The 24,027-nt window shown below is 46.0% G+C and carries 19 protein-coding genes and 1 riboswitch; of the genes, 16 read left to right on the top strand and 3 right to left on the bottom strand.

The window, feature by feature from the left end; genetic code table 11:
* Positions 1 to 172: 172 nt before the first annotated feature.
* The 7 genes from ACE3MZ_RS13270 to ACE3MZ_RS13240 all read left to right on the top strand — a co-directional run bounded on the left by ACE3MZ_RS13270 (position 173) and on the right by ACE3MZ_RS13240 (position 7,715).
* A complete protein-coding gene (locus tag ACE3MZ_RS13270) occupies positions 173 to 1,675 on the top strand; it encodes a serine/threonine protein kinase (protein ID WP_411346791.1) in 1,503 nt (500 codons plus the stop codon).
* Between the two features lie 413 nt (positions 1,676 to 2,088).
* Positions 2,089 to 2,994 (top strand): hypothetical protein, encoded by a 906-nt coding sequence (locus ACE3MZ_RS13265; RefSeq protein ID WP_411342637.1) that lies wholly within the window; start codon positions 2,089 to 2,091, stop codon positions 2,992 to 2,994.
* A gap of 205 nt (positions 2,995 to 3,199) precedes the next feature.
* A riboswitch (TPP riboswitch) is annotated at positions 3,200 to 3,307 on the top strand.
* A 259-nt stretch (positions 3,308 to 3,566) separates the two neighbouring features.
* A complete protein-coding gene (locus ACE3MZ_RS13260) occupies positions 3,567 to 4,292 on the top strand; it encodes a thiamine phosphate synthase (protein ID WP_411342636.1) in 726 nt (241 codons plus the stop codon).
* A complete protein-coding gene (thiO, locus tag ACE3MZ_RS13255; protein ID WP_411342635.1) occupies positions 4,282 to 5,460 on the top strand; it encodes a glycine oxidase ThiO in 1,179 nt (392 codons plus the stop codon). The genes ACE3MZ_RS13260 and thiO overlap by 11 nt, the downstream gene beginning before the upstream one ends.
* Positions 5,461 to 5,672: 212 nt before the next feature.
* On the top strand, positions 5,673 to 5,876 hold the full coding sequence (gene thiS, locus ACE3MZ_RS13250; RefSeq protein WP_411342634.1) for a sulfur carrier protein ThiS: 204 nt from the start codon (positions 5,673 to 5,675) through the stop codon (positions 5,874 to 5,876).
* Position 5,877: 1 nt separating this feature from the next.
* Entirely contained in the window at positions 5,878 to 6,645 is a 768-nt protein-coding gene (locus ACE3MZ_RS13245; protein ID WP_411342633.1) for a thiazole synthase, read from the top strand.
* Between the two features lie 14 nt (positions 6,646 to 6,659).
* The gene (locus ACE3MZ_RS13240; protein ID WP_411346790.1) at positions 6,660 to 7,715 is read left to right on the top strand and encodes a thiazole biosynthesis adenylyltransferase ThiF; all 1,056 of its coding nucleotides are present in this window, start codon (positions 6,660 to 6,662) and stop codon (positions 7,713 to 7,715) included.
* A 389-nt stretch (positions 7,716 to 8,104) separates the two neighbouring features.
* Here ACE3MZ_RS13240 and ACE3MZ_RS13235 read toward each other — a convergent pair whose 3' ends face one another.
* Both ACE3MZ_RS13235 and ACE3MZ_RS13230 read right to left on the bottom strand, forming a co-directional pair.
* Positions 8,105 to 8,752, bottom strand: a complete 648-nt coding sequence (locus ACE3MZ_RS13235) for a thiamine diphosphokinase (RefSeq protein ID WP_411342632.1) — start codon at positions 8,750 to 8,752, stop codon at positions 8,105 to 8,107.
* A gap of 560 nt (positions 8,753 to 9,312) precedes the next feature.
* Complete coding sequence (locus ACE3MZ_RS13230) at positions 9,313 to 10,047, bottom strand: alpha/beta hydrolase (protein ID WP_411342631.1); 735 nt, start codon at positions 10,045 to 10,047, stop codon at positions 9,313 to 9,315.
* Positions 10,048 to 10,311: 264 nt separating this feature from the next.
* Here ACE3MZ_RS13230 and pdhA point away from each other — a divergent pair, with 264 nt between their 5' ends.
* From pdhA to ACE3MZ_RS13185, 9 genes are all read left to right on the top strand, one after another.
* Entirely contained in the window at positions 10,312 to 11,379 is a 1,068-nt protein-coding gene (gene pdhA / locus ACE3MZ_RS13225; RefSeq protein ID WP_411342630.1) for a pyruvate dehydrogenase (acetyl-transferring) E1 component subunit alpha, read from the top strand.
* Positions 11,380 to 11,482: 103 nt separating this feature from the next.
* Complete coding sequence (locus tag ACE3MZ_RS13220; RefSeq protein ID WP_411342629.1) at positions 11,483 to 12,460, top strand: alpha-ketoacid dehydrogenase subunit beta; 978 nt, start codon at positions 11,483 to 11,485, stop codon at positions 12,458 to 12,460.
* A 288-nt stretch (positions 12,461 to 12,748) separates the two neighbouring features.
* A complete protein-coding gene (locus ACE3MZ_RS13215) occupies positions 12,749 to 14,119 on the top strand; it encodes a dihydrolipoamide acetyltransferase family protein (protein WP_411342628.1) in 1,371 nt (456 codons plus the stop codon).
* A 4-nt stretch (positions 14,120 to 14,123) separates the two neighbouring features.
* Positions 14,124 to 15,548 (top strand): dihydrolipoyl dehydrogenase, encoded by a 1,425-nt coding sequence (lpdA, locus tag ACE3MZ_RS13210; RefSeq protein WP_411342627.1) that lies wholly within the window; start codon positions 14,124 to 14,126, stop codon positions 15,546 to 15,548.
* Positions 15,549 to 16,069: 521 nt separating this feature from the next.
* Complete coding sequence (gene rpmG / locus ACE3MZ_RS13205; protein ID WP_082472246.1) at positions 16,070 to 16,219, top strand: 50S ribosomal protein L33; 150 nt, start codon at positions 16,070 to 16,072, stop codon at positions 16,217 to 16,219.
* A 379-nt stretch (positions 16,220 to 16,598) separates the two neighbouring features.
* Positions 16,599 to 17,393: a thymidylate synthase gene (gene thyA / locus ACE3MZ_RS13200; protein ID WP_411342626.1), complete on the top strand. Its 795-nt coding sequence runs from the start codon at positions 16,599 to 16,601 to the stop codon at positions 17,391 to 17,393.
* A gap of 510 nt (positions 17,394 to 17,903) precedes the next feature.
* Positions 17,904 to 18,383 (top strand): dihydrofolate reductase, encoded by a 480-nt coding sequence (locus tag ACE3MZ_RS13195; RefSeq protein WP_411346789.1) that lies wholly within the window; start codon positions 17,904 to 17,906, stop codon positions 18,381 to 18,383.
* 421 nt (positions 18,384 to 18,804) lie between these two features.
* Positions 18,805 to 20,292 (top strand): glutamate synthase subunit beta, encoded by a 1,488-nt coding sequence (locus tag ACE3MZ_RS13190; RefSeq protein WP_411342625.1) that lies wholly within the window; start codon positions 18,805 to 18,807, stop codon positions 20,290 to 20,292.
* A gap of 228 nt (positions 20,293 to 20,520) precedes the next feature.
* Positions 20,521 to 23,133 carry a DNA topoisomerase 3 gene (locus ACE3MZ_RS13185; protein ID WP_411342624.1) on the top strand — a complete coding sequence of 871 codons (2,613 nt, stop codon included), beginning with the start codon at positions 20,521 to 20,523 and terminating at the stop codon, positions 23,131 to 23,133.
* A gap of 109 nt (positions 23,134 to 23,242) precedes the next feature.
* Here ACE3MZ_RS13185 and ACE3MZ_RS13180 read toward each other — a convergent pair whose 3' ends face one another.
* Positions 23,243 to 24,016: an HAD family hydrolase gene (locus ACE3MZ_RS13180; protein ID WP_411342623.1), complete on the bottom strand. Its 774-nt coding sequence runs from the start codon at positions 24,014 to 24,016 to the stop codon at positions 23,243 to 23,245.
* Positions 24,017 to 24,027: the final 11 nt, after the last annotated feature.

The following is a 24,027-nucleotide window of genomic DNA, read 5'->3' as shown; positions in this document are numbered from 1 at the left end:
TGCAGCGGACAGGGAAAGCATCCCGTTTGAGTGAATGCCATTATGGCGTTTATTCGGCGGGATGCTTTTCTTTTTTATACCCGCTTGAACGGATCATTCACTGGTCGCTGCCATAACGATAAGGAACTGTAATGGGGCATTGTGATACCGTTACAGGGGAGGAGATACGGTGATGGTTTTCCCAACACGATTGCAGCAAGGGACGATAGTGGAGCAACGGTATCATATTGAACGACAGATTGGCAGTGGCGGGATGAGTCATGTATATTTGGCACATGATCTGAAGCTGCCGGGCAAACAATGGGCGATTAAGGAGACGGTATCGTTACCGTCCAAATACCGTGAAGCTGCTGCTGAAGCGCGCATGTTGACAACACTGGTACATCCATGTCTGCCGCGTATCGTCGATTATATTCAAAATGATCCAGATGGTTACACCTATCTTGTAATGGACTATATCGATGGAGATACGTTGGAACATAAATTTCAAATGGAGCCGCATACAGTGGATGGCGATTTTATTATGCGGTGCGGAGATCAGCTACTCAGTGTGCTGGAATATCTACATCAGCACAATCCGCCGATCGTATTCCGCGATATGAAGCCATCGAATGTGATGATTACATCTCAGGGTGAAATTCGGTTGATTGATTTTGGCATTGCTCGTACGTTTAAGCCAGACGAGAATCAAGATACAGTCAAGTTAGGAACGGTAGGTTTTGCCGCTCCAGAACAATACGGCAGTGGACAGACGGATCATCGTTCTGATCTGTATGGATTGGGAGCATTGCTGTTGTATCTATGTACTGCGGGTCAATATAGTGAATGGAAAAGTGAGGTGGAATCATCTATCCGTAACGATGTAAAGCCTGCTTTTATACAGATGCTACGTCGTTTATTACAATATAGCCCTGCCAATCGTTTTCAATCGGCAAGCGAAGCGAGAACTGCGCTAAATCTAGCAATCGGGCATTCTGCTGCTCAAGCCGGAAGTGATCATCCTTCGACTATGCTGAAATGGAACAAAACAACACAGGTGATTGCTTTGATTGGGGCGACACCGGGAACAGGTACAACTCATACAGCAGTTAGCATCGCTCACTACCTTGCCCGGCTTGGGCACAAAGTCGCACTGGTCGAAATGAATAGTTACCCGGGTGCATTTGCCCGTATCCAGCAGGTAGCATTACAAGGAATGACCGATCAGGAAAGGCTGCGCGAGTCGCGAAGATTTGAACTGGAAGGGGTCGATTACTGGCGCGAAGCAGCACGAGCGGAAGTTGTTTCACTCCTCAGCGGCAGTTATCATTTTTTGATACTGGATCTTGGTGGATATCGGCGCAATGATCGACTGGAGGAGTTTTTACGCGCTGATTTGCCGCTTGTTGTTGGCTCTGGGGCGGAATGGCGGTATCAGGATATACTGAATATGGTTCATGATTTGAGGCGTTATTCGCAGGAGAAATGGCAATATTGTTTACCACTGGCACAAGAGGAAGCGGTGCAACGGCTGCAACGTGAATTGGGGAGTGACCATGTGTATGGGTTGCCAGCTCAGCCTGATCCGTTTGATCGACAGCAGGATATGGACGAATTGCTTACCCTTCTTTTGCGCAATTATTTGCCCGCCATCCCGCGAAAGAAGCGCTTTCGATTCCATCTTTCCCTGTTTTAAATTTGATATTCAACAATTAGAATGCAAAAAGTCTCAGACGTAGATTCACTGGACAGGGTACATAAGATCATTCCATACTCGGCCTTTTATCACTTTGAAGCAATAGTAATATATTATAAGCTGTACTAAACGGCTATCTGCGAACTCATCCACATCTATTCACTCTCTATTCGTAGCAAACATCATACCACATACGGGCCATCTGCAAACATTGTACAGACATCAATACAGGCTGCGATAAAGGTTGCAATGATTCATCACTTTTTACAGAAAATATTTGCACCAATGATCATTATCGATTGCAATCTGATGTGCTATCAATTCTGTTGCCTGTATACACAAACGCACAAACAGGATCATAAACCGACTGCTTATGATCCCACGGATAGCCAGGGAGATAAGGAGGAGTGAATATGACGACGGTTATGTTTTGGAGTCCGGATAACGGACAGGGCAAAACGTCTGCGCATACAGTTATTACTGCGATTACAGCTGCATTGCAATACAGGGCACGTCTGCTTCTCTGCCATAATGATGAACGTGGACATGGTGTAGAATATGGAATTACAGCGGATTTGAGCGAGCCAGTGGCAGACATCTGGAAGAACGGGCCTGGCATTGATCGTCTGCATTATTTGCAGCAGTCAGGTATTCTGAATGCAGGCAATGTGACCGATTATATGGTGCCGCTAGTACGTGATCGGCTTCATTTACTGGCAGGAACACAACATGCTCACAACGAAGCAAACCGCAATCCTGTATTTTGGAACAATCTATTTCAGGCGGCAAGTCATCATTATGACTTGGTGTTAATGGATGCAGGTTGTGGCGAAGACAAGCTGCCATTGCTTGAATTGGCAGACCTCGTAGTTGTGAATCTGGGACAAAACCGCGAGTCCTTGCACAACTTTTTTGCCAACCCATTATATGCGGATTGGGAATGGAGTTCTTCATGGATGCCGGTAATCGGAGCATATCAACCGAAAGGCAAACTGACAGAAACCGAAATCAGTCGTCGTTTTGGGTTGCAGCGCCAGTTATACACACTGAATCATTGCCAGCCTTTACAGGATGCATGGAATGTACAACGCCTGCTGTCTTTTATGCGGAATCGGCTTGTTCTCGATTGGCCGGAGCAACAATTGGGTCAATTTTTCAGACAATCGTTTTTGCTGACATCGGGTATTCTCGAACAGCTTGAGCAACAGGAAAATGCAGCTTTGCCACAGCAAGCCGTACTGGCGGGTGAACGGTCTAGCATTCATCGGATTCGTCATCTGGCATTGAAAATGCCATCGCTTGTATATTCTCCCGTTTGATTGTAAACAGATCGACTTCCTGAACTTGCTAAGCTTAATCATGTAACAGATGGTAAATAATAAATTGTAACTAGCAGATTATAAAGTGCACCCAGGGTGCATTTACATAAACAGCGATAAACCTGTATATGAAAATAGCAGCTTCATTTGCTTTATTGATACAGGTTTGCTAAGATGAGAATGTTTCAAACGACAACAGCATATCCATATGCACTAGGGGAGCCTTTACAGGCTGAGATGACAGCATACTGCTGACGAACCCTTTGGACCTGATCTGGATCATACCAGCGTAGGGAAGTGGAAGAGCATATCCGATATGAGGAAATGAAGACGTATTCCGGCTTTTAGGTAGCAATTACCGGAATAGATTACGATCATCTTCAACCTCATGAATCTGCCTTTGCTCTGGGTAGCAGAAGGATCACTGATTTGCAGGTGAATCTTATTGCAAACCCTGTTTATTTCATAACGATAAAATAAACAGCCACTTTCCAATTGGAAGGTGGCTTTTTTACGTATATTGGTATCTGCAAGGCAGTTATACAAACGAAGCACACAAAGAAGGTGACCCAATGGAACTGCATGTAGTGACTCCCGGTACGCTAACGCAACAAGGTGTGATAGACATTAGTGTACGTATTCACCCTTACGTGACAGCAATCCATATTCGTGAAAAAAGCTGGACAGAGCAACAAATCATACAGACCGTTCAGCAGATGTTGCTGCGAGATATACCTGCTTCTTTGATTGTCATTAATAATCATCCGCAATTGGCGCTGGAATTAGGGGTTGGAGGTGTACATTTACCAGAATTTGCAGCTATGTATACCGCCAGTGATTGCATTGAGTCAGACAACAAATCTTCGACCAAATCCAATCACAACATTGCTCAATCATCTTCATTAACGATCAGTCGTTCCGTTCATAGTGTTGAACGTGCATGGGAAGCAGAACAGGAAGGCTGTCATTATGCAATATTCGGACATATTTACGCTACCCAGTCCAAGCCCGGAGTCGAACCGCGCGGAGTAGAGCAACTGGCAAAAGTCTGTTCGGCAACAAATATGCCTATAATCGCAATTGGCGGCATACAGCCACATCATTGTGCAGAATTACATGCTGCTGGTGCGGCTGGCATAGCGGTGATGTCTTCCATATTCACTGCCAGTTCTCCGCTGCAAGCAGTCCAGCAATATGCAGATGCTATACAACATACTGGTTCTGCGCAACAAGCAGTTTACAACAAACGTCCACGAGAGATGAACGGGACAACAGGGAGTGGCATTTATGAGACATGAAGGACAGTACGATGTGATTGTCGTTGGCGCGGGCGCGATTGGAGCAGCGATTGCACTGGAATGTCAGAGCCGTGGAGCAAACGTCGCGATAGTAGAAAAACAACGACCAGCAGCAGGAGCTTCCGGTGCAGCAGGTGGAATGTTGGCTGCATCGTCTGAGCATTTTGTGCATCAGGATTTGCAGCGACTCGCATTACGCAGTCGTTCATTGTATCCGGCGCTTGCGCAGCGTTTGTATGATTGCACTGGAATCGACATCGGCTTGCGCAAGGAAGGATTTCTTTTACCAATTGAAGATCATGCCAACACTACAAATGTTGCTGCCTCTATAGGGAATGCTGCCGATGCTAGCCCGCAGCAAGGGTTGGAATGGTGGAATGCTACACGATTGGCAGATGTTGAGCCGTATATACGGGCAGAGCAAGGCATGATGTACAACCCGGATGAGTTGCAGCTAATTCCTAGGCTACTTACCGAAGCGTTGGTAGGTGCAGCCATTCATGGCGGGGCAGATGTTTATCGAAATTATGATGTGAACCGTCTGTTGCGAGAAACGGGAGGTAATGGTGCCGTTTGCGGTGTAGTGACCGATGATTCGATACTGCGCAGTGAGCATGTAGTACTTGCTTCTGGTTTGGGTACATCAAGGCTGTTGATGGCTGAACACTGGCAATTGCCATTTGTTCCGGTTAAAGGAGAACTCATCGAACTTCAGACACCTGTACCGTGGCTGCATCACACGATCTATGGCGAACAGGTATATTTGATTCCCAAGCATGATCACAAAATCTGGGTAGGAGCAACAAGCAAACCGGGACAGCATGACACTACCTTTACAGCAGGAGCAGTGATGGAATTATTGCTAAAAGGTCAGCGCCATTTACCGCGCCTTGGCGAAGCTGAGCTGCTGCGCTGCTGGGCTGGTGTACGACCCGGAACACCGGATGAATTGCCGTATCTCGGTGCAGTACCGCAGCTGCCCGGATTATGGATTGCCTCTGGACATTATCGCAATGGGATTTTGTTGGCAGCCGGTACAGCCAAATGGATCGCAGATGCGATAGCCGGACGTGGAAATGCAGCCATTCCAAGCTGCTTTCACCCTGAGCGCGCCTTGCGTTCCATACATTCTGTAGATACTCCATTTGTTCATGTCTCCACATCCTGATGCTAGCTCTTATCTGCATCAAGAAATAAGAAGTCAACAATGATCAATCCTATAAAAAGAAAGTTTCAATAGGCAAACTCATCTCAGGTAATTTAGTACAGAGTACAGAGTACAGAGTACAGAGTACAGAGTACAGAGTACAGAGTACAGAGTACAGAGTACAGAGTACAGAGTACAGAGTACAACAGTCGCAAACGAAAGGAACAACTACTATGCAGTTGATTATCAACGGCAGTACCCGTACATTTCCCGATGCGCCCGAAACGGTACAGCAATTGCTAAATATCCTGCAATTGCAGGACAAAATGGTTATCGTCGAGCATAACGAACAGATTTTGCAAAAACAGGATCATGGACATGCCCAGTTAGAAGCAGGCGACAAGTTAGAGATTGTACATTTTGTAGGAGGTGGCTAATATGTTGAATATTGGACAACATCAATTCTCATCACGTTTATTACTCGGTACAGGTAAATTCAGTGATCTGGATACACAGGCGCAAGCAGTGAAAGCTTCAGCAACAGAGGTATTGACCTTCGCTGTTCGACGATTGAATCTGGATCAGCCAGATGAGCCGAATTTTCTGGAGCGATTGGATTTGACAAAGTATAAGCTGTTGCCCAATACGGCAGGCGCGCACACAGCGGAAGAAGCTGTACGTATCGCTCGTCTCGCCAGAGCATCTGGATTATGTGATATGATAAAGGTTGAAGTCATCGGCAATGACGCATTGATCTTGCCAGACCCGTTGGAAACGTACAAAGCCTGCGAAATTTTGCTGGCGGACGGGTTCACGGTGTTGCCTTACATTTCCGATGATTATATGCTGGCAAAAAGGCTGCAACAGCTCGGTGTACATGCCGTCATGCCGGGAGCATCGCCGATTGGCTCTGGACGCGGAATTCTAAATCCGTCTGCGCTAGAATGGATTATTGGTGATGCCAGCGTACCGGTAATTGTTGATGCCGGTATTCGCTCGCCTGGGGATGCAGCACGTGCGATGGAGTTGGGTGCTGATGCAGTACTGTTGAATACTGCGGTATCCGGTGCCAATGATCCGATACGTATGGCAAATGCCATGCGGCTGGCTGTAGAAGCCGGCCGGCTTGGTTGGGAAGCTGGTATGATTCCAGTGCGGCAGTATGCAGTGGCAAGCAGCCCTGCAGAAGGGATGATTACGACTTGAGTCGAGAAGATAACATGAATACGCAACAACCGTCCACGATGGATAACCATCAACGCTACTCGCGGCAGGAGTTATTTGCACCGCTTGGTCGAGATGGTCAGCAGCAATTACAGCAATCCACTGTGCTGATTATTGGTGCAGGCGCACTTGGCTCCAGCTCTGCGGAGACACTTGTACGTGCAGGCGTGGGGCGTGTAATTATTGCAGATCGTGATTATGTAGAGTGGAGCAATTTGCAGCGTCAACAGCTTTTTACGGAGCAGGACGCAGCAGATCGCGTACCGAAAGCAATTGCTGCTCGGGATCGTCTGCGACAAATCAACTCCACCGTACAAATTGAAGCGCATATCGCTGATGTGACAGCGAATGAAATAGAAGAGTGGGTAGACGGAGTCGATCTGATCATGGATGCGACCGATAATTTCGAGACACGTCTGCTGATTAATGACGTTTCACAAAAGCATCGTATTCCATGGATTTATGGTGGATGCGTAGGTAGTTATGGCATTACATTTACGATTGTGCCGGGTGTTACGCCGTGTCTGCAATGTTTGATGGAATCGGCACCGCTTGGCGGCGATACATGCGATACGTCCGGTATTATTCCACCCGCGGTACAGATGGTTGTCGCTCATCAGACAACGGAAGCATTAAAATTGCTGTCTGGTCATAAGGAGCAATTGCGAGGAACACTGCTGTCATTTGATCTATGGCGCAATGAACACGTTTCGATCAAAATGAATGGTGCTCGTCGTTCCAGCTGTCCATCCTGCGGTGAGCATCCGACGTATCCGCATTTAAGTCATGAGGGGCAGAGTAAAAGTGAAGTGTTATGCGGACGCGATACAGTACAGATTCGCCCGCCACATCGACAAACGCTGGATCTTCAGCAGACTGCTCGACGTTTGAAAGCACAGACGGAGCATGAAGTGACGGTTAATCCATTTCTACTGTCGATGACGCTACATGAGGGTAGACGGATGGTAGTGTTTCAGGATGGCAGGGTAATGGTTCACGGCACGAAAGATATTGCTGAAGCACGCACTGTATATCATCGCTATTTTGGCTAAAATTTGAGAAGTATTTCTTCATGATCGGCGCCAAATAGAACGAGAAAAGCTATTTTTAAATAAATATCGAGCAAAAATGTAATGTTTATTTTAACAAAGAATCTAGCTGTTTTGAAAAACAGTGGAACAATAGCGAAAAAAGAGATGTAAGTCATTGTGACTTACATCTCTTTTTCATAATCTAATAATGGCAATGTATTCACTTGTAGTATAAAAATAACGAACAAACTTGCAATTCCAGTTTCTTGATCAATTATCATCGTTGCACAAAGCACAAAGCACAAAGCACAAAGCACAAAGCACAAAGCACAAAACAAAGCACAAAGCACAAAGCACAAAGCACAAAGCACAAAAGTAAAATGTGGCTTACTTTGTTGCTTCCTAGGAATTTAATCCCGACTTTGAATAATCATCAATAATCCGCCTTCAATCGTCACTTTACCTTGATCGGCTGCCAGATGGTTGCTAATTCCTAAGGATTGCCCCATCCGCAGCGTAGCATTTTCCAGCGGATATTGAAATCCTTCCAGATAAATCCCAGTCACTTCGGACGTGATTGGCAGCAGCGATACATAAGGGTATTCCAACTTATGCACAATAGAAGACGTAGATGTCAACGATATGTAGTTGTTCATATCCTGAATGACGCAATGCACCTGATGTTGCACAGCCCGCACCAGTAATTGTACATTCGCAATCGTATGGTCAAACCGCGTACCCAACGCACCAAAGATAACCATATTCTGAATATGACGCTGCATAGCTGCTTCGAACGCAGCTTCCGTATCAGACCAGTTTTTATCAACAGGATCGAACACGACCAGTTCATCGGAATTCTCGCGAATTTGTTCCAACTGGATATGCTGATCCTGCAAAGAATCAAAATCACCAATCGCCAGATGAGGTCTGATCCCGTGCTCTACCAGAAACAATGCTCCCCGATCAGCGCCGATTACAAAATCATCGTCACGAATTTCCTTCAAAAAATCAGGGTGTAACAGACCGCCTGAGAAAATAAGAGCGCGTGTTGCAGCCATGAAATCTCCCTCTTTCTGTCCATAATAATGTGCCGCTAAGAGAACAACGGCAGTTTACGATAAGCCTATCCATATATGTAACTCTAAATTGAAAATTACAGTTGCGCAACTTTTACATACACCGATACAATAGAGTTTGGGAGTATGATCTGTTTGCTGAGATGCTTATGATGTTGCGCCGACAGATACGTCTATTGTTATTGTTGAAAATGTAAGCGTAAACATTGAGAAATGACGTTTAAATTCCCAATTTTAAATGTAATAAGTTAAGAGTTGTCCATGACAGTTTCCATACGCTGAGGAACGCAGCATCTATATCTGACGAACGACCATACAAGCGTTATATCAACGTTCATGATAACCATCCGTGCTAATGACCCTTCATCTCATTCATACTGCTCACATCAATAACCGCAGCGACAGATACGCTGCGGCTGGATCATTGTGAGTAGAAGATGCATTGTCATGTCTGCTTATGCGCATCTGCAATGGAACGGTGAATCATTGAGACTGGTTATAGCGAAGTAGGCTGGGAACAATACTTGGTACTGACTGCTGAATTAGACTTCCTTGAGGAAATATTTGAGTGCATCGGGCAATTCCTTTTGCCAGAAGCCCCATAAGTGCTTGCCGTCTTTTTCAGCGTAACGGACAGTAGCGCCTCGTTCTAGTAGCAGGTCGCGTGTGTCGCGGTTCAACTGTACAAAGTCGTATACGCCAGTATCACTTTCAAAATCCGTTTCCTGCAAACCTACGATCATGTATACGTCCAAGGCAGACAAGTTATTCTCAGCGGCAATCAGCTTCTGACTCTGCTCGTAATAAGCACCGGATAGACTGATAATTCGCTGGAATAGCTGCGGATAGAGGAGGGCAAGGTGCATAGATACACTGCCACCAAGCGAGTCGCCAGCAAGGATACGCTCATCAGCTGATGTACGTACTGGATATTTTCCTTCAATATATGGAATAATTTCCTCGGCAAAGCAGGCGGTGTAAGCATCAAAGCGACTACCGAATGGCGCATATTCTTGAGTACGGATTTTCGTGTTTACTTCTACACCAACGACGATAAACGGCTCAATATTATCGTCCAAAATTAACTGATTGGCGTAAGTAGCAATTCGTCCAAAGTTAAAAAACTCCTCGCCATCCTGACAATAAATAACGGGATAGCTGAGCAGTTCATTATAACCGGGCGGAAGATAGATGCGTAGCGTACGGGATTCACCCAAATGGCGGCTCTGTATTTCCTCTTTTAGAATGGTTCGCTTCAAGTAGCGAGAATCTGTCATGGAGATCACCTTTTTCATCGTAATTGTTGTATCAGAATTTTGCATTACAACGTATAATACGTTACTATTAAGTGGTGTGCTTTTTAGGAAAAGTATTTACATTTGCATTAACTGTTATATTAATTAAATAAACCTGTTATACATACAATAATCGCTGCTGCTTATGAATTTCAATGTATGCTTTGACGAACGGAGTAGAACAGGTGTATAATAATTCTATAACAGCGGAACATGATATTCAAATTTTTTATTGAGGTGAATAAAATGAGCAAGGTTCCTTATGAAGTTTACACGGAAGAAGTGGAAACACTTTCCGTTCTTTCCCCAGAAGGCAAAATTGTTAATCCTGACAAAGTGCCTGATTTGACTGATGATCAATTGAAAGAAATTATGTACCGTATGGTATTTACACGTACTTGGGATGATCGTGCCGTTAACCTCGGCCGTCAAGGTCGTCTTGGTTTCTATGCACCGGTTTCCGGTCAAGAAGCAACAATGGTAGGTAGCGTATATGCGCTTGATAAAGAAGATTTCGTATGTCCGGGTTACCGTGATATGCCTCAGCTGGTATGGCACGGTCTGCCGCTGCATCAAGCATTCCTGTACTCCCGTGGTCATCAAGAAGGTGGACGCATTCCTGAAGGCGTTAACGTTCTGATGCCGCAAATTATCATCGGTGCGCAAATCGTGCATGCGATGGGTATCGCTATGGGTTACAAACTGAAAAAACAAAAACAAGTCGTTATTGCTTACACAGGTGACGGCGGTTCTTCCGAAGGCGACTTCTACGAAGGTCTGAACTTTGCTGGTGCATACAAACTGCCTGCAATCTTCTTCGTACAAAACAATGGCTATGCCATCACAACTCCATTTGCTAAACAAACCGCTGCACTGTCGATCGCACACAAAGCGATTGCTGCTGGTATCACTGGCGTAAAAATCGACGGTATGGACGTATTCGCGGTTATCACGGCTGTTCGTGAAGCTGCTGAACGCGCACGTAACGGCGAAGGCGCTACTCTGATCGAAGCTGTCACTTATCGTTTCCGTCCACACTCCATGTCCGATGATACGAGTAAATATCGTACTAAAGACGAAGAAGGTATCTGGAGCGAAAAAGATCCAATTGCTCGCCTAGCCAAATACCTGGGTGAAAAAGGTCTGTGGTCTGACGAAGATACAGAGCGCGTAAGAGAAGAAGCAAAAGCAAAAGTGAACGAAGAAATCAAAAAAGCCGAGAAAACAGAGAAAATGACTGTTGCCGGTCTGATCGATAGCATGTTCGAAACAACACCTCACGATCTGAAAGAGCAAAAAGCTGATTTCCAATAAGGTGATCTGTCCTTAGGGGCGTTTGAGGTTTATGTATAGTACCGTAGCACATCCTTGATGCGTGAACATGAACAGTGAAATGTTTAAGGAGGAAATGAAGCAAATGGCACAAATGAATATGAAAGAAGCGATTCGTGACGCGATTCGCGTTGAGATGAAAAACGATCCTAACGTGCTCATCTTTGGTGAGGACGTAGGTAAAGTTGGCGGTGTATTCCGTGCGACAGAAGGTCTGCAAGACGAGTTTGGCGAGGAGCGCGTATTCGATACGCCGCTGGCTGAGTCCGCAATCGGCGGTCTGGCATTCGGTCTGGGTATCCAAGGCTTCCGTCCAATTGCTGAAATTCAATTCGTAGGCTTTATCTTTGAAGCTCTCGATCAAATGGCAGTACAAGCGGCACGTCTGCGTTATCGTTCCGGCGGTCGTTACAATGCACCAATCGTATTCCGTACACCTTTCGGTGGCGGCGTAAAAGCGGCTGAGCTGCACACGGACGATCTGTCTGGTCTGCTGGCACAAACACCGGGTATCAAAGTGGTTATCCCTTCGAACCCTTACGATGCAAAAGGTCTGATGATCGCAGCAATTCGCGAAAACGACCCTGTCTTCTTCATGGAGCACTTGAACCTGTACCATGCGTTCCGTGCTGATGTACCTGAAGAAGCTTATACTGTCGAAATCGGCAAAGCCAATGTTGTACGTGAAGGTTCTGACGTAACTCTGATCGGTTACGGTATGACCGTTCACACAGCAACCAAAGCTGCTGATCAACTGGCAGAACAAGGCATCAAAGCTGAAATTATCGATCTGCGCACACTCAGCCCAATCGATATCGATACAATCATCACTTCCGTACAAAAAACAAACCGCGCTATCGTGGTTCAAGAAGCTCAAAAGAGCTCTGGCGTAGCAGCAGAAGTTATCGCACAAATCAACGAAAAAGCAATCCTGCATCTGGAAGCTCCAGTACTGCGTGTTTGCCCGCCGGATACAATCTACCCGTTCGCACAAGTTGAAGATGCTTGGCTGCCTACACCGCAACGCATTATCGACGCTGTAAACAAAGTAATGAACTTCTAATTGGATTAAAATAGCCATCCGGCTTTTTGAACCTAACGTTCACGACTTGATGAATTAAAGGTGCAAGGAAACAAGAGGCGGATTGCAAGATGGCATTCGTTCGGTCAACCATCCATCCCGGGAAAGTGGAGACCGGCGAACACCTTTCTACAGGCGCCTTTTGGCTTTGCCCATAAGCGGCATATCGGTCGCTATACGTTCTACTATATCTATTTATTATTTATCAACGATTGTTGACATACCGGCCTTATGCGCTGTTCAACAATTTTAATCAGGGAGGTTTTGCAAGTGGCAAGATTCGTATATAAATTTCCAGAGCTTGGTGAAGGACTGCACGAAGGCGAAATCATCAAGATGCACATTAAACCAGGTGACAAAGTAACTGATGACAGCATCATCATGGAAGTACAAAATGATAAAGCAGTTGTTGAAGTTCCTTGTCCAGTTGAAGGTACAGTACTTGAAGTATTGACCAATGATGGCCAAGTTTGCCACGTTGGCGAAACAGTAGCGATCATCGATGCAACAGGCGATATCCCTGATCAAGAGGATGAAGAACCAGCTGAGCAATCTGCTCCAGAACAGAAGAGCGGTCAAGAAATCGATGCAGCTCAAGGTAGCGCTGATACTAGCACTTCTCCAGCAGCATCCAGCCCGGCTGATGCCAAAGACGGTCAAGCAACAAATGCTTCCGCACCGGCAGCACCAAACAAAGATGTACTGGCTACACCAAGCGTTCGTAAATTTGCACGTGAGCAAGGCGTTGATCTGGGTCAAGTAAGTGGCACAGGCAGCAACGGCAAAATCACTCGTGAAGATATCGAATCGTTCAAACAAGGTGGCGGTCAAGTAGCTTCTAGCGCAACAACAGAAGCAGCGGCAGCAGACAAAGCAGCTGCGCCGGTAGATTCCGCAGCAACTCCAGCAGCATCTTCTGCACCAGCAGCATCCGCAGCTGGCGACGAAGAGCGCGTACCATTCAAAGGTATCCGTAAAGTTATCGCTAACGCTATGGTGAAATCGGCGTACACAGCTCCACACGTAACGATCATGGACGAAGTTGACGTTACAGAACTGGTTGCTTTCCGTACACGCATGAAACCACTGGCTGAAAAACGTGGTACAAAAGTAACTTATCTGCCATTCATCGTAAAAGCACTTGTGTCCGCGGCGCGTCAATTCCCGGCACTGAACGCTTCCATCGACGAAAAAACAGAAGAAATTGTCTACAAAAAACACTACGACATCGGTATCGCAACAGATACGCCTAACGGTTTGATCGTACCGGTTGTAAAAGATGCTGACCGTAAGAGTATCTTCATGATCGCTGATACAATCAACGATCTGGCTGTTCGTGGACGTGACGGTAAACTGGCTGCTAACGAAATGAGAGGCAGCACAATCTCGATCTCCAACATCGGTTCCGCAGGCGGTATGTTCTTTACTCCAATCATCAACTTCCCTGAAGTTGCGATTCTGGGTACAGGTCGCATCAGCGAAAAAGCGGTAATCAAAAATGGCGAAGTGGTAGCAGCACCAGTAATGGCACTGTCCCTGAGCTTTGACCACCGTATTATTGACGGCGCAACTGCACAACACTTTATGAACCATATCAAATCACTGCTTGGTAACCCTGAGCTGTTAACTATGGAGGTGTAATTCAATGGTAGTAGGAGATGCTTCTATCGATATTGAAACGTTAGTAATCGGTGCGGGACCTGGTGGCTATGTAGCCGCCATCCGCGCTGCACAATTGGGTCAAAAAGTTCTAATCGTCGACAAGTCCGAACTTGGTGGCGTATGTTTGAACCGCGGTTGTATTCCTTCCAAAGCGCTGATCGCAGCTGCTCACCAGTTTGAAGCTGCACAGCACGGCGAACAATTCGGTATTACGGTAGGCGACGTAAAAGTTGACTTCAGTAAAACACAAGAATTCAAAAACGGCGTTGTGAAAAAAATGACTGGCGGCGTAAGCGGTCTGCTCAAAGGCAACAAAGTTGAAGTTTTCCAAGGTGAGTGCATGTTCATCAATGAAAACGAAGCGCGTCTGTTCAACGACCATGAGTCCCCGCGCTACCGTTTCAAAAACTGCATCATCGCAACGGGTTCCCGTCCAATCGAACTGAAAGCATTCCCGTTTGGCGGTCGCATCCTGTCTTCGACAGAAGCACTGAACCTGCCTGAAATTCCAAAATCGATGATCGTTATCGGTGGTGGATACATCGGTGCCGAGTTGAGCCAAATGTATGCTAAATTTGGTACAAAAATTACAATCATTGAAGGTCTGGATACAATTCTGCCAGGCTTCGATAAAGATATGACTTCGCTCGTAGCGAAAAATATGAAAAAATCCGGTGCAGAGATCTTCACAAACGCGAAAGCGGAAAGTGCAACTCAAACCGACAAAGACGTTACTGTGAAATTCACAGTAGATGGCAAAGAACAAGAACTGACTGCGGATTACCTGCTCGTTACAGTTGGTCGTCGTCCAAATACAGACGGCGAACTGGGTCTGGATCTGATCGAATTGGAACTGACTGATCGCGGTCTGGTGAAAATCGACCACCAAGGACGCACAAGCATCCCGCACATCTTTGCAATCGGCGACATCGTTGAAGGTCCGGCATTGGCACACAAAGCTTCTTATGAAGCAAAAGTGGTAGCTGAAGTGATCTCCGGTATGCCTTCCGTGATCGATTACAAATGTGTACCTGCTGTAGCGTTTACTGATCCTGAATGCGCAAGCGTAGGTCTGACTGAGACGGAAGCAAAAGCGAACGGATACAAAGTATCCGCAGGTAAATTCCCTTATGCCGGTAACGGTCGTGCAACTTCCCTGGGTAATACTGAAGGCTTCGTGAAAATCGTTGCTGATGAAGAAACAGGCGTTGTATTGGGTAGCCAAATTGTAGGTCTGGAATCTTCTAACATGATTGCAGAACTGGGTCTGGCTATCGAAATGGGTGCTACACTCGAAGATCTGGCTCTGACAATCCATGCGCATCCAACACTGGGTGAGATCGTAATGGAAGCAGCTGAGCTGGTTATGGGTCATCCGATCCACGTTGTAGCTCCACGTAAGAAGTAATTTCTGTTACAGAGGAAGTACATTTGTTCTTGTCATAAGATGAGAGCTAATATATTTTTCCGTGTTGTATACTACGTGTTGTATACTAGAAGTAAGATAGAGGACAGTGATGAACAGTATGCTGCATTCAGCGGTGCAGCATACTGTTATCTCTATAATCAACTTATTCTTTAGTCTCTGCCATATATCATTATTTGTTGCTTAATCGTACTCGTGATTGGACTTTTATCCCTGATGGCAGAAGTATGCAACCACGCAGCCTTTAGACAGCGGTGAACAAGAACGTACACTTCTCAGGCAACTGGTAAGATTGTACAGATTCATAAGCTGGCAAAGGTGAGGAACAGCCGCCAGAGAGCTCCTGGCGGTTTTTCATATGCTGGAATTCAAGTGAATACCTGTTCGTAAAAATGTATTGGTTTTTAAAACAATGTATGCTAAAATGGACAAGGTGTTTAATTGATTTTACGGAAGAGTTAATTTAATCATTCCTGATTACCAATGAAGTGAGGTGAATTCACATGCGCGTTATCGTAACTTTGGCATGCACAGAGACTGGCGATCGTAACTACACAACAACCAAGAACAAACGGAACCATCCGGAGCGTCTTGAGCTGAAAAAATATTGCCCACGTCTGAAAAAATACACGCTTCACCGCGAAACTCGTTAATTTTCGCTTGAATGTGTAATGAAGCCCCTGATTGCTATTGCAGTCAGGGGTTTTTATTTTGTTTGTATGGTGCTATTGCGCTATAGATGCATAAGACTTGATATATACTGTACATAAAATGGAAATCATTTGTAGAGAAGAATGATAGGTATTTGAAGTTCAAATGATTATAATAGAACATAGTGAGTAGAAAGCTTGAAGAAGCTGTACATGAAATCATCAACAATGGTACACTAGTTTTTGTGTGTAAAAACAGCGACCATCGCAACGTGTAGCGTTGCACAATGAGCACAGCAAGATGAGAATTCTAGTGTATTATAGGTTACCTCAAAGCTGCTGCTTTCCCTGAACACAAGTCTTAGTTATGAGGTGTATAGTAATGAAAGCATATTTAGAATTGTTGCAGGATATTCTGGACAATGGAGTGGAAAAGGGGGACCGTACGGGAACAGGAACGATTTCTGTATTTGGTCGTCAGATGCGAATCAATTTACAGGAAGGCTTTCCGCTGCTGACAACGAAACGGATGCATACGCGCTCGATTATTCATGAACTGCTCTGGTTTCTGAGTGGGGATACTAATATTAATTATTTGCGTGAGAATGGCGTGACGATCTGGGATGAATGGGCAGACGAAGATGGTAATCTAGGTCGCGTCTACGGCTCACAATGGCGTGATTGGCGTGGTCCAGGCGGCGAACAGATCGATCAGATCACGTCTGTAATTCAGCAAATCAAAAACAATCCCAATTCCCGTCGTCATATCGTCAACGCATGGAATGCTGCCGAAGTTGATAACATGGCGCTCCCGCCATGCCACTACGCGTTCCAATTTTACGTAGCCGATGGTAAGCTGTCCTGCATGTTCCAAATGCGTTCCGTCGATACGTTCCTTGGTCTGCCATTCAATCTCGCTTCGTATGCACTGCTAACCCATATGGTCGCCCAACAATGCGACTTGCAGGTGGGTGATCTGATCTGGACGGGCGGCGACGTGCACATTTATAACAATCATCTGGAACAGGTCAAACTACAATTGACCCGTGAACCACACCATTTGCCAACACTGACCATTCAACGCAAGCCAGAATCGATCTTCGACTACACATTTGAAGACTTCCAATTTCAAAATTACGAATACCATCCAACCATCAAAGCACCAATCGCTATTTGATGAATGACAGTTACTCGCTTATTTCTCTCGTTACAAGCATAACGTAAGCGCAAGGTAAGCCCAAGGTTGTTATTCAATGCTCGCCTTGAAGTCTAATGCTCTATCTATATGCAGTTAGAGTCTACAAATAGTCTTCAAACGAAACAATGAATAAAAGGACATTCTTCCACTCGAAGAGTGTCCTTTTGTTTTGCCATCCAGTCATCCTGCGCACCACAGTACAAAACTTCCGTATGCACCTCTCACAATTCCATTACGCAGTTCCAACTCAAACTTCCAATTCCAGTAAGTTGATCAAATTTATCAATCTCCCCATATAAAACTTTTAATAACTTGCTTTTTCACGAATTATCCATTATATACACTTACAAATCATTCGTAAAAGATTACAAGAAGTTGATGCAGAATGATAGGTTTTAATGATATGATATAGAATAAACTTATCCGGTTTGTTCAGATAGACATCAATCGGATATACACTGGAAGACAGGAGGTTTGGCCACAGTGACAATGACATTGATCTGGGCGCAGGGCAAGCACGGAGTAATCGGGAAACATAACGATATGCCGTGGAAGTTGCCTGCCGATATGGCTTATTTCAAACAACAGACGCAGCACAAAACAATTGTCATGGGGCGCAAAACCTGGGAATCGTTTGGCGCAAAGCCGCTTCGTAATCGCCGCAATATTGTACTGACACGCGATCCGAAGTTTGTAGCAGAAGGTGCTGAGGTCGTGCACACAGTGGAGCAGGCGCTGAAGCTCGCGGGTGATGATGAGCTAATGATCATTGGCGGCTCGCAAATTTACGAACTATTTTTACGACATGCGGATGTTTTGCTTGTTACGCAGATTGAACATGAGTTTGATGGAGACACGTATTTTCCGGCAGTCGATTGGTCGCTATGGAAGCTGGAGCAAGATACGCCGGGTATCCGTGATGAGAAGAATGTGTATGAGTACCATTTTGAAAAGTACATGCGTCGCTAAATCGGCGTATTACTTTCAATTGAAATGCATAATTATTAACAAAATCTCATAATGCTTGTATAATGGTCCGAAGATTTTGTATATTTGCTGGATACATGTCTTGTTGAGGGGAAATCTCGTGTTTTTGCATAAATGTATATTTTGTCTGAAGAAAATGCTGAAACCCTTGCGGCTGTAAGGAAGATTAGCGATATCGATAAGATGATAAAAATAAAAATATGCAAAATTTGATGAAAATCACACGATTGTTATTGCAAGATCTTTCATGACGGTGTAATCTCTATGTAAAAAGTACAAATAATTATGCGCTTAATCCATTTTGCCAATCTTGGTCATAATGCTACTCTTGAAAATAAACTTATCGGCAGACTGGTTATTGCAGAAGGTCGGCAGCGTATAGAACGGATGGGGGAAATTTAACATGTCTACACCTACTGGATTTATGGAATATAAAAGACAAATTCCTGCGGATCGTGATCCGCTTGAGCGTGTAAAAGACTGGGAAGAGTTCCACAAGCATATGGCTGAAGACGAGCTGCGTACGCAAGGCGCACGATGTATGGATTGCGGAACGCCTTACTGTCACACAGGAATGAACATGGCAGGGTCCACCTTTGGCTGTCCGGTTCATAACCTGATTCCAGAATGGAATAACCTCGTATATCGTGGTCTGTGGAGAGAAGCGCTGGAGCGTCTGCACAAAACAAATAATTTCCCGGAATTTACTGGTCGTATCTGCCCGGCTCCGTGTGAAGGTTCGTGTACAGTCGGTCTGATTGGTCAGCCAGTCACGATCAAGACGATTGAAGAAGCGATTATTGAAAAAGGCTTTGCCGAAGGTTGGGTTGTACCTGAGCCGCCGGAGAAGCGTACGGGTCGCCGTGTAGCTGTTATCGGTTCCGGTCCTGCCGGATTGGCATGCGCTGCACAGCTGAACAAAGCTGGTCACAGTGTGACCGTATACGAACGTTCCGACCGTGTTGGCGGTCTGCTGACATATGGTATTCCGAGCATGAAGCTGGATAAACAAATCGTCGAACGTCGTGTAAACTTGCTCAAACAGGAAGGCATTGAGTTCATTACGAGTACTGAGATTGGTAAAGACATCCCTGCACAGCAGCTGGTCGATGATTATGATGCAGTTGTGCTTTGTGGCGGTGCAACGAAACCGCGTGAATTCAACATCGAAGGCAGCAAGCTGAATGGTGTAGTGTACGCGATGGATTATTTGAACGGCACGATCAAGAGCTTTTTGGATAGCAATCTGGAAGATGGTAATTACTTGTCCTCTCAGGACAAAGACGTGATCGTTATCGGTGGCGGGGATACCGGTTCTGACTGTGTAGCTACTTCCCTGCGTCACGGATGTCGTAGTGTAACGCAATTCGGTACGCATGATAAAGCACCACTGGAGCGCGATCCGATCGCTAACCCGTGGCCGCAATTCCCGAATGTATACACACTGGATTACGCGCAGGAAGAAGCAAAAGCGATCTTCGGTAGCGATCCGCGTGAGTTCTCAATCATGACAACCAAATTTGTCGGTGATGAAAATGGTAATCTGAAAGAACTGCATACGATTCAGATTCAGCGTATTGTTGATGAAACAGGTCGCAAAATTTATCAGCCAATTCCGGGTACAGAGCGTGTATTCCCAGCAGAACTGGCACTGATTGCAATCGGTTTTGACGGACCAGAGCAAACGATTTCCCAGCAGCTGGGACTGGAAAGTGACCGCTGGACGAATGTAAAAGCACGTTATGGCAAATACACCACGAATGTGGATAAAGTATTCGCTGCGGGCGACATGCGTCGTGGACAAAGTCTGGTTGTGTGGGCGATTAACGAAGGTCGCGAAGCTGCGCGCGAAGTGGATAAATATCTGATGGGTGCAACCGTTCTCGTATAAGGCAGAGAGGATTCGACTGCGATGCAGTCATGTATTCTCGGCTTCCCATCCATGGATTCGGTTCGATTTACAATCACAATTGTGCTATACTAAAACAGAGTTATACGAACGTGGTATAAAGGGGGCTGCACTCCAGAGTGTGGCTCCTTTTTTTGCCGAAAATCCGTTAAAATGATGATAATCATACCAATACGGTATACATCACCATTCCCTGAAAGGAATGAAAGCATGAAAATTCTCGTTATTGCCGAAAAACCGGATATGGGACGTAATATTGCGGCGGTGATCGAACCTGGTGCACGCAATCAGCGCACATATATTGAAGGTGAACGTTACATTATCACTTGGGCAATCGGTCATCTGATCGGACTAGCAGAGCCGGAAGCATACGATAGTAAATACAAGCGCTGGAACTTTGGCGATTTGCCGATTATTCCTGAGCAATTCAAGATCGTGCCGAATCCGCGCACGAAGGATCAGCTCAAGGTGATCGGTGATCTAGCGAAGCAATGCGACCGTATCGTTAACGCCTGCGATGCCGGGCGGGAAGGGCAGCATATCTTTGCATTGATTCAGCGTCAACTCAAGTTGAAGCAGCCAGTCAAACGGCTGTGGATCTCCGATCTGACTGCCGAGAGTATTCGGCGCGGATTTGACCAGTTGCGGGATAGCAGTGAATTTGAGAACCTTACTCAGGCTGCCCGAGCACGTAGTGAAGCGGACTGGCTGATCGGCATGAATGCGTCGCGTGCATTTACGACCAAGCATAACAATCTGTTATCTGTTGGTCGGGTGCAGACCCCAGTGCTGGCAATTATTTATGATCGGCAAAAGGAGATCGAAAGCTTCACTTCTCAGACCTTTTACGAGGTGAAAGCGTCGTTCAAGCAAAAGGACAAAACGTATGAAGGCATCTGGCAAGGGGAAGACCGTCTGACCGATAAAGCCAAAGGCGAAGCCATTGCAGAGAAAGTGCGAGGCAAAGAGGGCAAGATCAGTAAGTACGAGATCAAGGAAAGCAAAGAGTATCCGTACAAGCTGTATGATCTGACATTGTTACAGCGCGATGCCAATGCCAAATTCGGCTTTTCCGCCAAAAAGACGCTGGATGTAGCGCAGGCATTGTATGAACGCCATAAGATCATTTCGTATCCGCGTACAAACTCCAACTATGTGACAAAGGAAAATATTGACGGCATGCACAAGGTATTGAATATGCTGCAAAGCGGCGATTATTCTCAGCTCGCCAGTGAAGCCGATAGCAAGCGTGTGCATGTGAATAACAAGTCTGTCTGCAATCCAGCACGGGTGGAAGATCACCATGCGATTTTGCCGACATTGAAAAAGCCCGGTACGCTGAGCAAGGAAGAGCAGCAGCTGTATGATCTTATTATTCGCCGTTTTCTGGCACAGTTTTATCCACCAGCGGAGTATAAGCATCACACAGTGCTGACGGTGGTGGAGCAGGAGACGTTCAAAACGGCGATCAAGGAGTTGCTATCGCCGGGTTGGAAGGTGACGTTGCCAGATAAGGACAAAGGCAAACCGGGCAACAAGTCGTCCAAAAAAGATGCAGACGGCGAAGAGCAGCAAGAGCAGGAAACGGACAAACCGTTCACTATCGATAGCAAACTGCCGGTGCAATGTCGCAAAGCGGATGTGAAAGAAAAGGAAACACAGCCACCAAAGCCGTATACAGAAGGCACATTGCTCAAAGCGATGGAAAGTGCTGGCAAGCAGATCGAGAATGAGGAATTGCGCGATGCGATGAAGGAATCAGGTCTTGGTACACCAGCAACACGCGCCGCGACGATTGAGCGTCTCAAGCAGGTTGGTTATGTTACTGCCAAAGGTAAAAAGATCGAGTTAACGCTCAAAGGAAGAGCAGCAATCGAGCTGATCCGTGCCGCAGGCGTAGAGCTGCTCACTTCCCCGGAGATGACCGGACAATGGGAACGGCGATTAAACCAGATTTCGCGTGGCGAAGCCGATTCCGACCGGTTTCTGGAAAGTGTGAAGAAATTCGCCGTATCGGTGATCGATAAGGTAAGAACGCAGACTCCCGCTGCTGCCGGATTGTTTGGAGATGAATCATCACGCTCCAAAGGAAAAGGGAAACGTACCCGTACCAGCTCTCGCACATCGAGTAGCACCGGCACATCCACTAGCAGCCGTTCCAGTAGTAGTGCATCGTCTTCCCGGTCGCGTTCTACGAGTTCATCCAATGGGGCAGAGGGGGCACGCTCGGCGCGTAGCAAGGCAAGTAGCCGTAACAAGTCATCTGCATCGGCTATTGTCGATCATCCCATGCCAGACGCGCCGCCAGAGGATATGTCGTATGCACAGTCTTACTCTACTTCCAACTACGAATCGTCTCGTACGCAATCGACAGCTACTAGCGAGAATAGAGGAAATGGCAATCGTCATATTGGCGGAAGCGAAACAGCTTCATCATCAGCGACAGGCGCTGTACGAAGTTCTAAGGCTAATCCAAGGGAGATTGCTAACAGCAGCGCTGCCAATACTCAGAGCAATCGTTCTAACGGATCGTCCACACCCTCTCATACGGCACTTGGGAGTTGCCCACGTCAAGGCTGCGGCGGGACGATTATTGAAGGTCGTAAAGGCTATGGATGCTCTCATTTCAAACAGGGGTGTAGCTTTGTCATCTGGAAAGAGTTTTCCGGTAAATCTGTATCGGTACAAATGCTCAAAGCATTGTTGCTAAAAGGTGAAAGTCAGGTGCTATCATTTAAAAAAGGCGGAAATGACTTCAAAGCGCGCATCAAACTGGTAGATCGTCAAACTGGCAAGCTTGGAGTGGAAGCTGTCGATTCTTAATTTTCTTCGAGTGAGATCGGTATTGCTGAATGTATAGTAAGGCACTGGATGAGAAGTATGAATTCTCTTGTCTCACCAAAATGTCTTATCACAAAAAAACGGACCGGGTTTAACCCCAGGTCCGTTTTTGTTCGTTATCGTGAATATTCAGATGTTGGTGAATCGTATCCGGTACATCCGTTAGATGTGAAACTGTATGGAACGATTGCTCACTGCCGGTTTGCAGCTGCACAATATCATACGCCCATTCTAATTCCTGCTTGATATAGATCGTATTCAGCGATGCTTGCAATGCAGGCTGTACATCGGAACGCAGCGAATTGCCGATCATCCATGTATCCTGACGAGGCAACAGCTGAGTCGTGATGATTTCTTCTAGTGCAGTAATATTTTTATGCTGACGAATGAAGATGCGCTCTCCGAAAAAGGAGCTTAACTTCATTTGATCGATTTTGCGCTGTTGAATAGCAGTTTCGCCACCCGTATACAGATAAAGCGTATGACCGGCAAGACGCAGCGATTCGAGCGTATTAACCATACCTGGATACGGTTCAACTTCTTTCTCGTATACACTGCTGCCGAGCAGCTTCAGTTGGCGTTCCTCAATATCGTCCAGTGGACGACCATACACACGGCTGAAATGGCGATACGTTTCCACCAGCGAAGCGGGGAAATGCTCACTTGCAAAGCCGACTACATGTACACCGGCAACGTCGATCTCGATCTGCTTTTGCCGAATATCGTCCATAGCTAGATCGTATTCTTTGAACCATCCCGATAGCAGCGTAATAAACTCATCCAAAATCAAATTAAAATATTTGTTACAATAAATCAGCGTATCATCCATATCGAAGATCAGATGCTGGTGCCGAATGTTGTTCATGACGTTCACTC

Origin of the sequence: Paenibacillus sp. WLX1005 (genome assembly GCF_046603685.1) — a bacterium.
Classification (GTDB): Bacteria; Bacillota; Bacilli; order Paenibacillales; family Paenibacillaceae; genus Saccharibacillus.
Note: the sequence above shows the minus strand (reverse complement) of the source record. Positions and strands in the feature narration are given on the sequence as shown.

Excerpts from the sequence above, each read along its gene's own strand:
- lpdA (WP_411342627.1), top strand. The coding sequence starts at position 14,124 with ATGGTAGTAGGAGATGCTTCTATCGATATTGAAACGTTAGTAATCGGT.
- ACE3MZ_RS13185 (WP_411342624.1), top strand. The coding sequence starts at position 20,521 with ATGAAAATTCTCGTTATTGCCGAAAAACCGGATATGGGACGTAATATT.
- ACE3MZ_RS13245 (WP_411342633.1), top strand. The coding sequence starts at position 5,878 with ATGTTGAATATTGGACAACATCAATTCTCATCACGTTTATTACTCGGT.
- ACE3MZ_RS13240 (WP_411346790.1), top strand. The coding sequence starts at position 6,660 with ATGAATACGCAACAACCGTCCACGATGGATAACCATCAACGCTACTCG.
- ACE3MZ_RS13230 (WP_411342631.1), bottom strand. The coding sequence starts at position 10,047 with ATGACAGATTCTCGCTACTTGAAGCGAACCATTCTAAAAGAGGAAATA.
- ACE3MZ_RS13260 (WP_411342636.1), top strand. The coding sequence starts at position 3,567 with ATGGAACTGCATGTAGTGACTCCCGGTACGCTAACGCAACAAGGTGTG.
- pdhA (WP_411342630.1), top strand. The coding sequence starts at position 10,312 with ATGAGCAAGGTTCCTTATGAAGTTTACACGGAAGAAGTGGAAACACTT.
- thiS (WP_411342634.1), top strand. The coding sequence starts at position 5,673 with ATGCAGTTGATTATCAACGGCAGTACCCGTACATTTCCCGATGCGCCC.
- ACE3MZ_RS13195 (WP_411346789.1), top strand. The coding sequence starts at position 17,904 with ATGACATTGATCTGGGCGCAGGGCAAGCACGGAGTAATCGGGAAACAT.
- ACE3MZ_RS13270 (WP_411346791.1), top strand. The coding sequence starts at position 173 with ATGGTTTTCCCAACACGATTGCAGCAAGGGACGATAGTGGAGCAACGG.
- ACE3MZ_RS13235 (WP_411342632.1), bottom strand. The coding sequence starts at position 8,752 with ATGGCTGCAACACGCGCTCTTATTTTCTCAGGCGGTCTGTTACACCCT.
- thyA (WP_411342626.1), top strand. The coding sequence starts at position 16,599 with ATGAAAGCATATTTAGAATTGTTGCAGGATATTCTGGACAATGGAGTG.
- rpmG (WP_082472246.1), top strand. The coding sequence starts at position 16,070 with ATGCGCGTTATCGTAACTTTGGCATGCACAGAGACTGGCGATCGTAAC.
- thiO (WP_411342635.1), top strand. The coding sequence starts at position 4,282 with ATGAGACATGAAGGACAGTACGATGTGATTGTCGTTGGCGCGGGCGCG.
- ACE3MZ_RS13190 (WP_411342625.1), top strand. The coding sequence starts at position 18,805 with ATGTCTACACCTACTGGATTTATGGAATATAAAAGACAAATTCCTGCG.
- ACE3MZ_RS13180 (WP_411342623.1), bottom strand. The coding sequence starts at position 24,016 with ATGAACAACATTCGGCACCAGCATCTGATCTTCGATATGGATGATACG.
- ACE3MZ_RS13220 (WP_411342629.1), top strand. The coding sequence starts at position 11,483 with ATGGCACAAATGAATATGAAAGAAGCGATTCGTGACGCGATTCGCGTT.
- ACE3MZ_RS13265 (WP_411342637.1), top strand. The coding sequence starts at position 2,089 with ATGACGACGGTTATGTTTTGGAGTCCGGATAACGGACAGGGCAAAACG.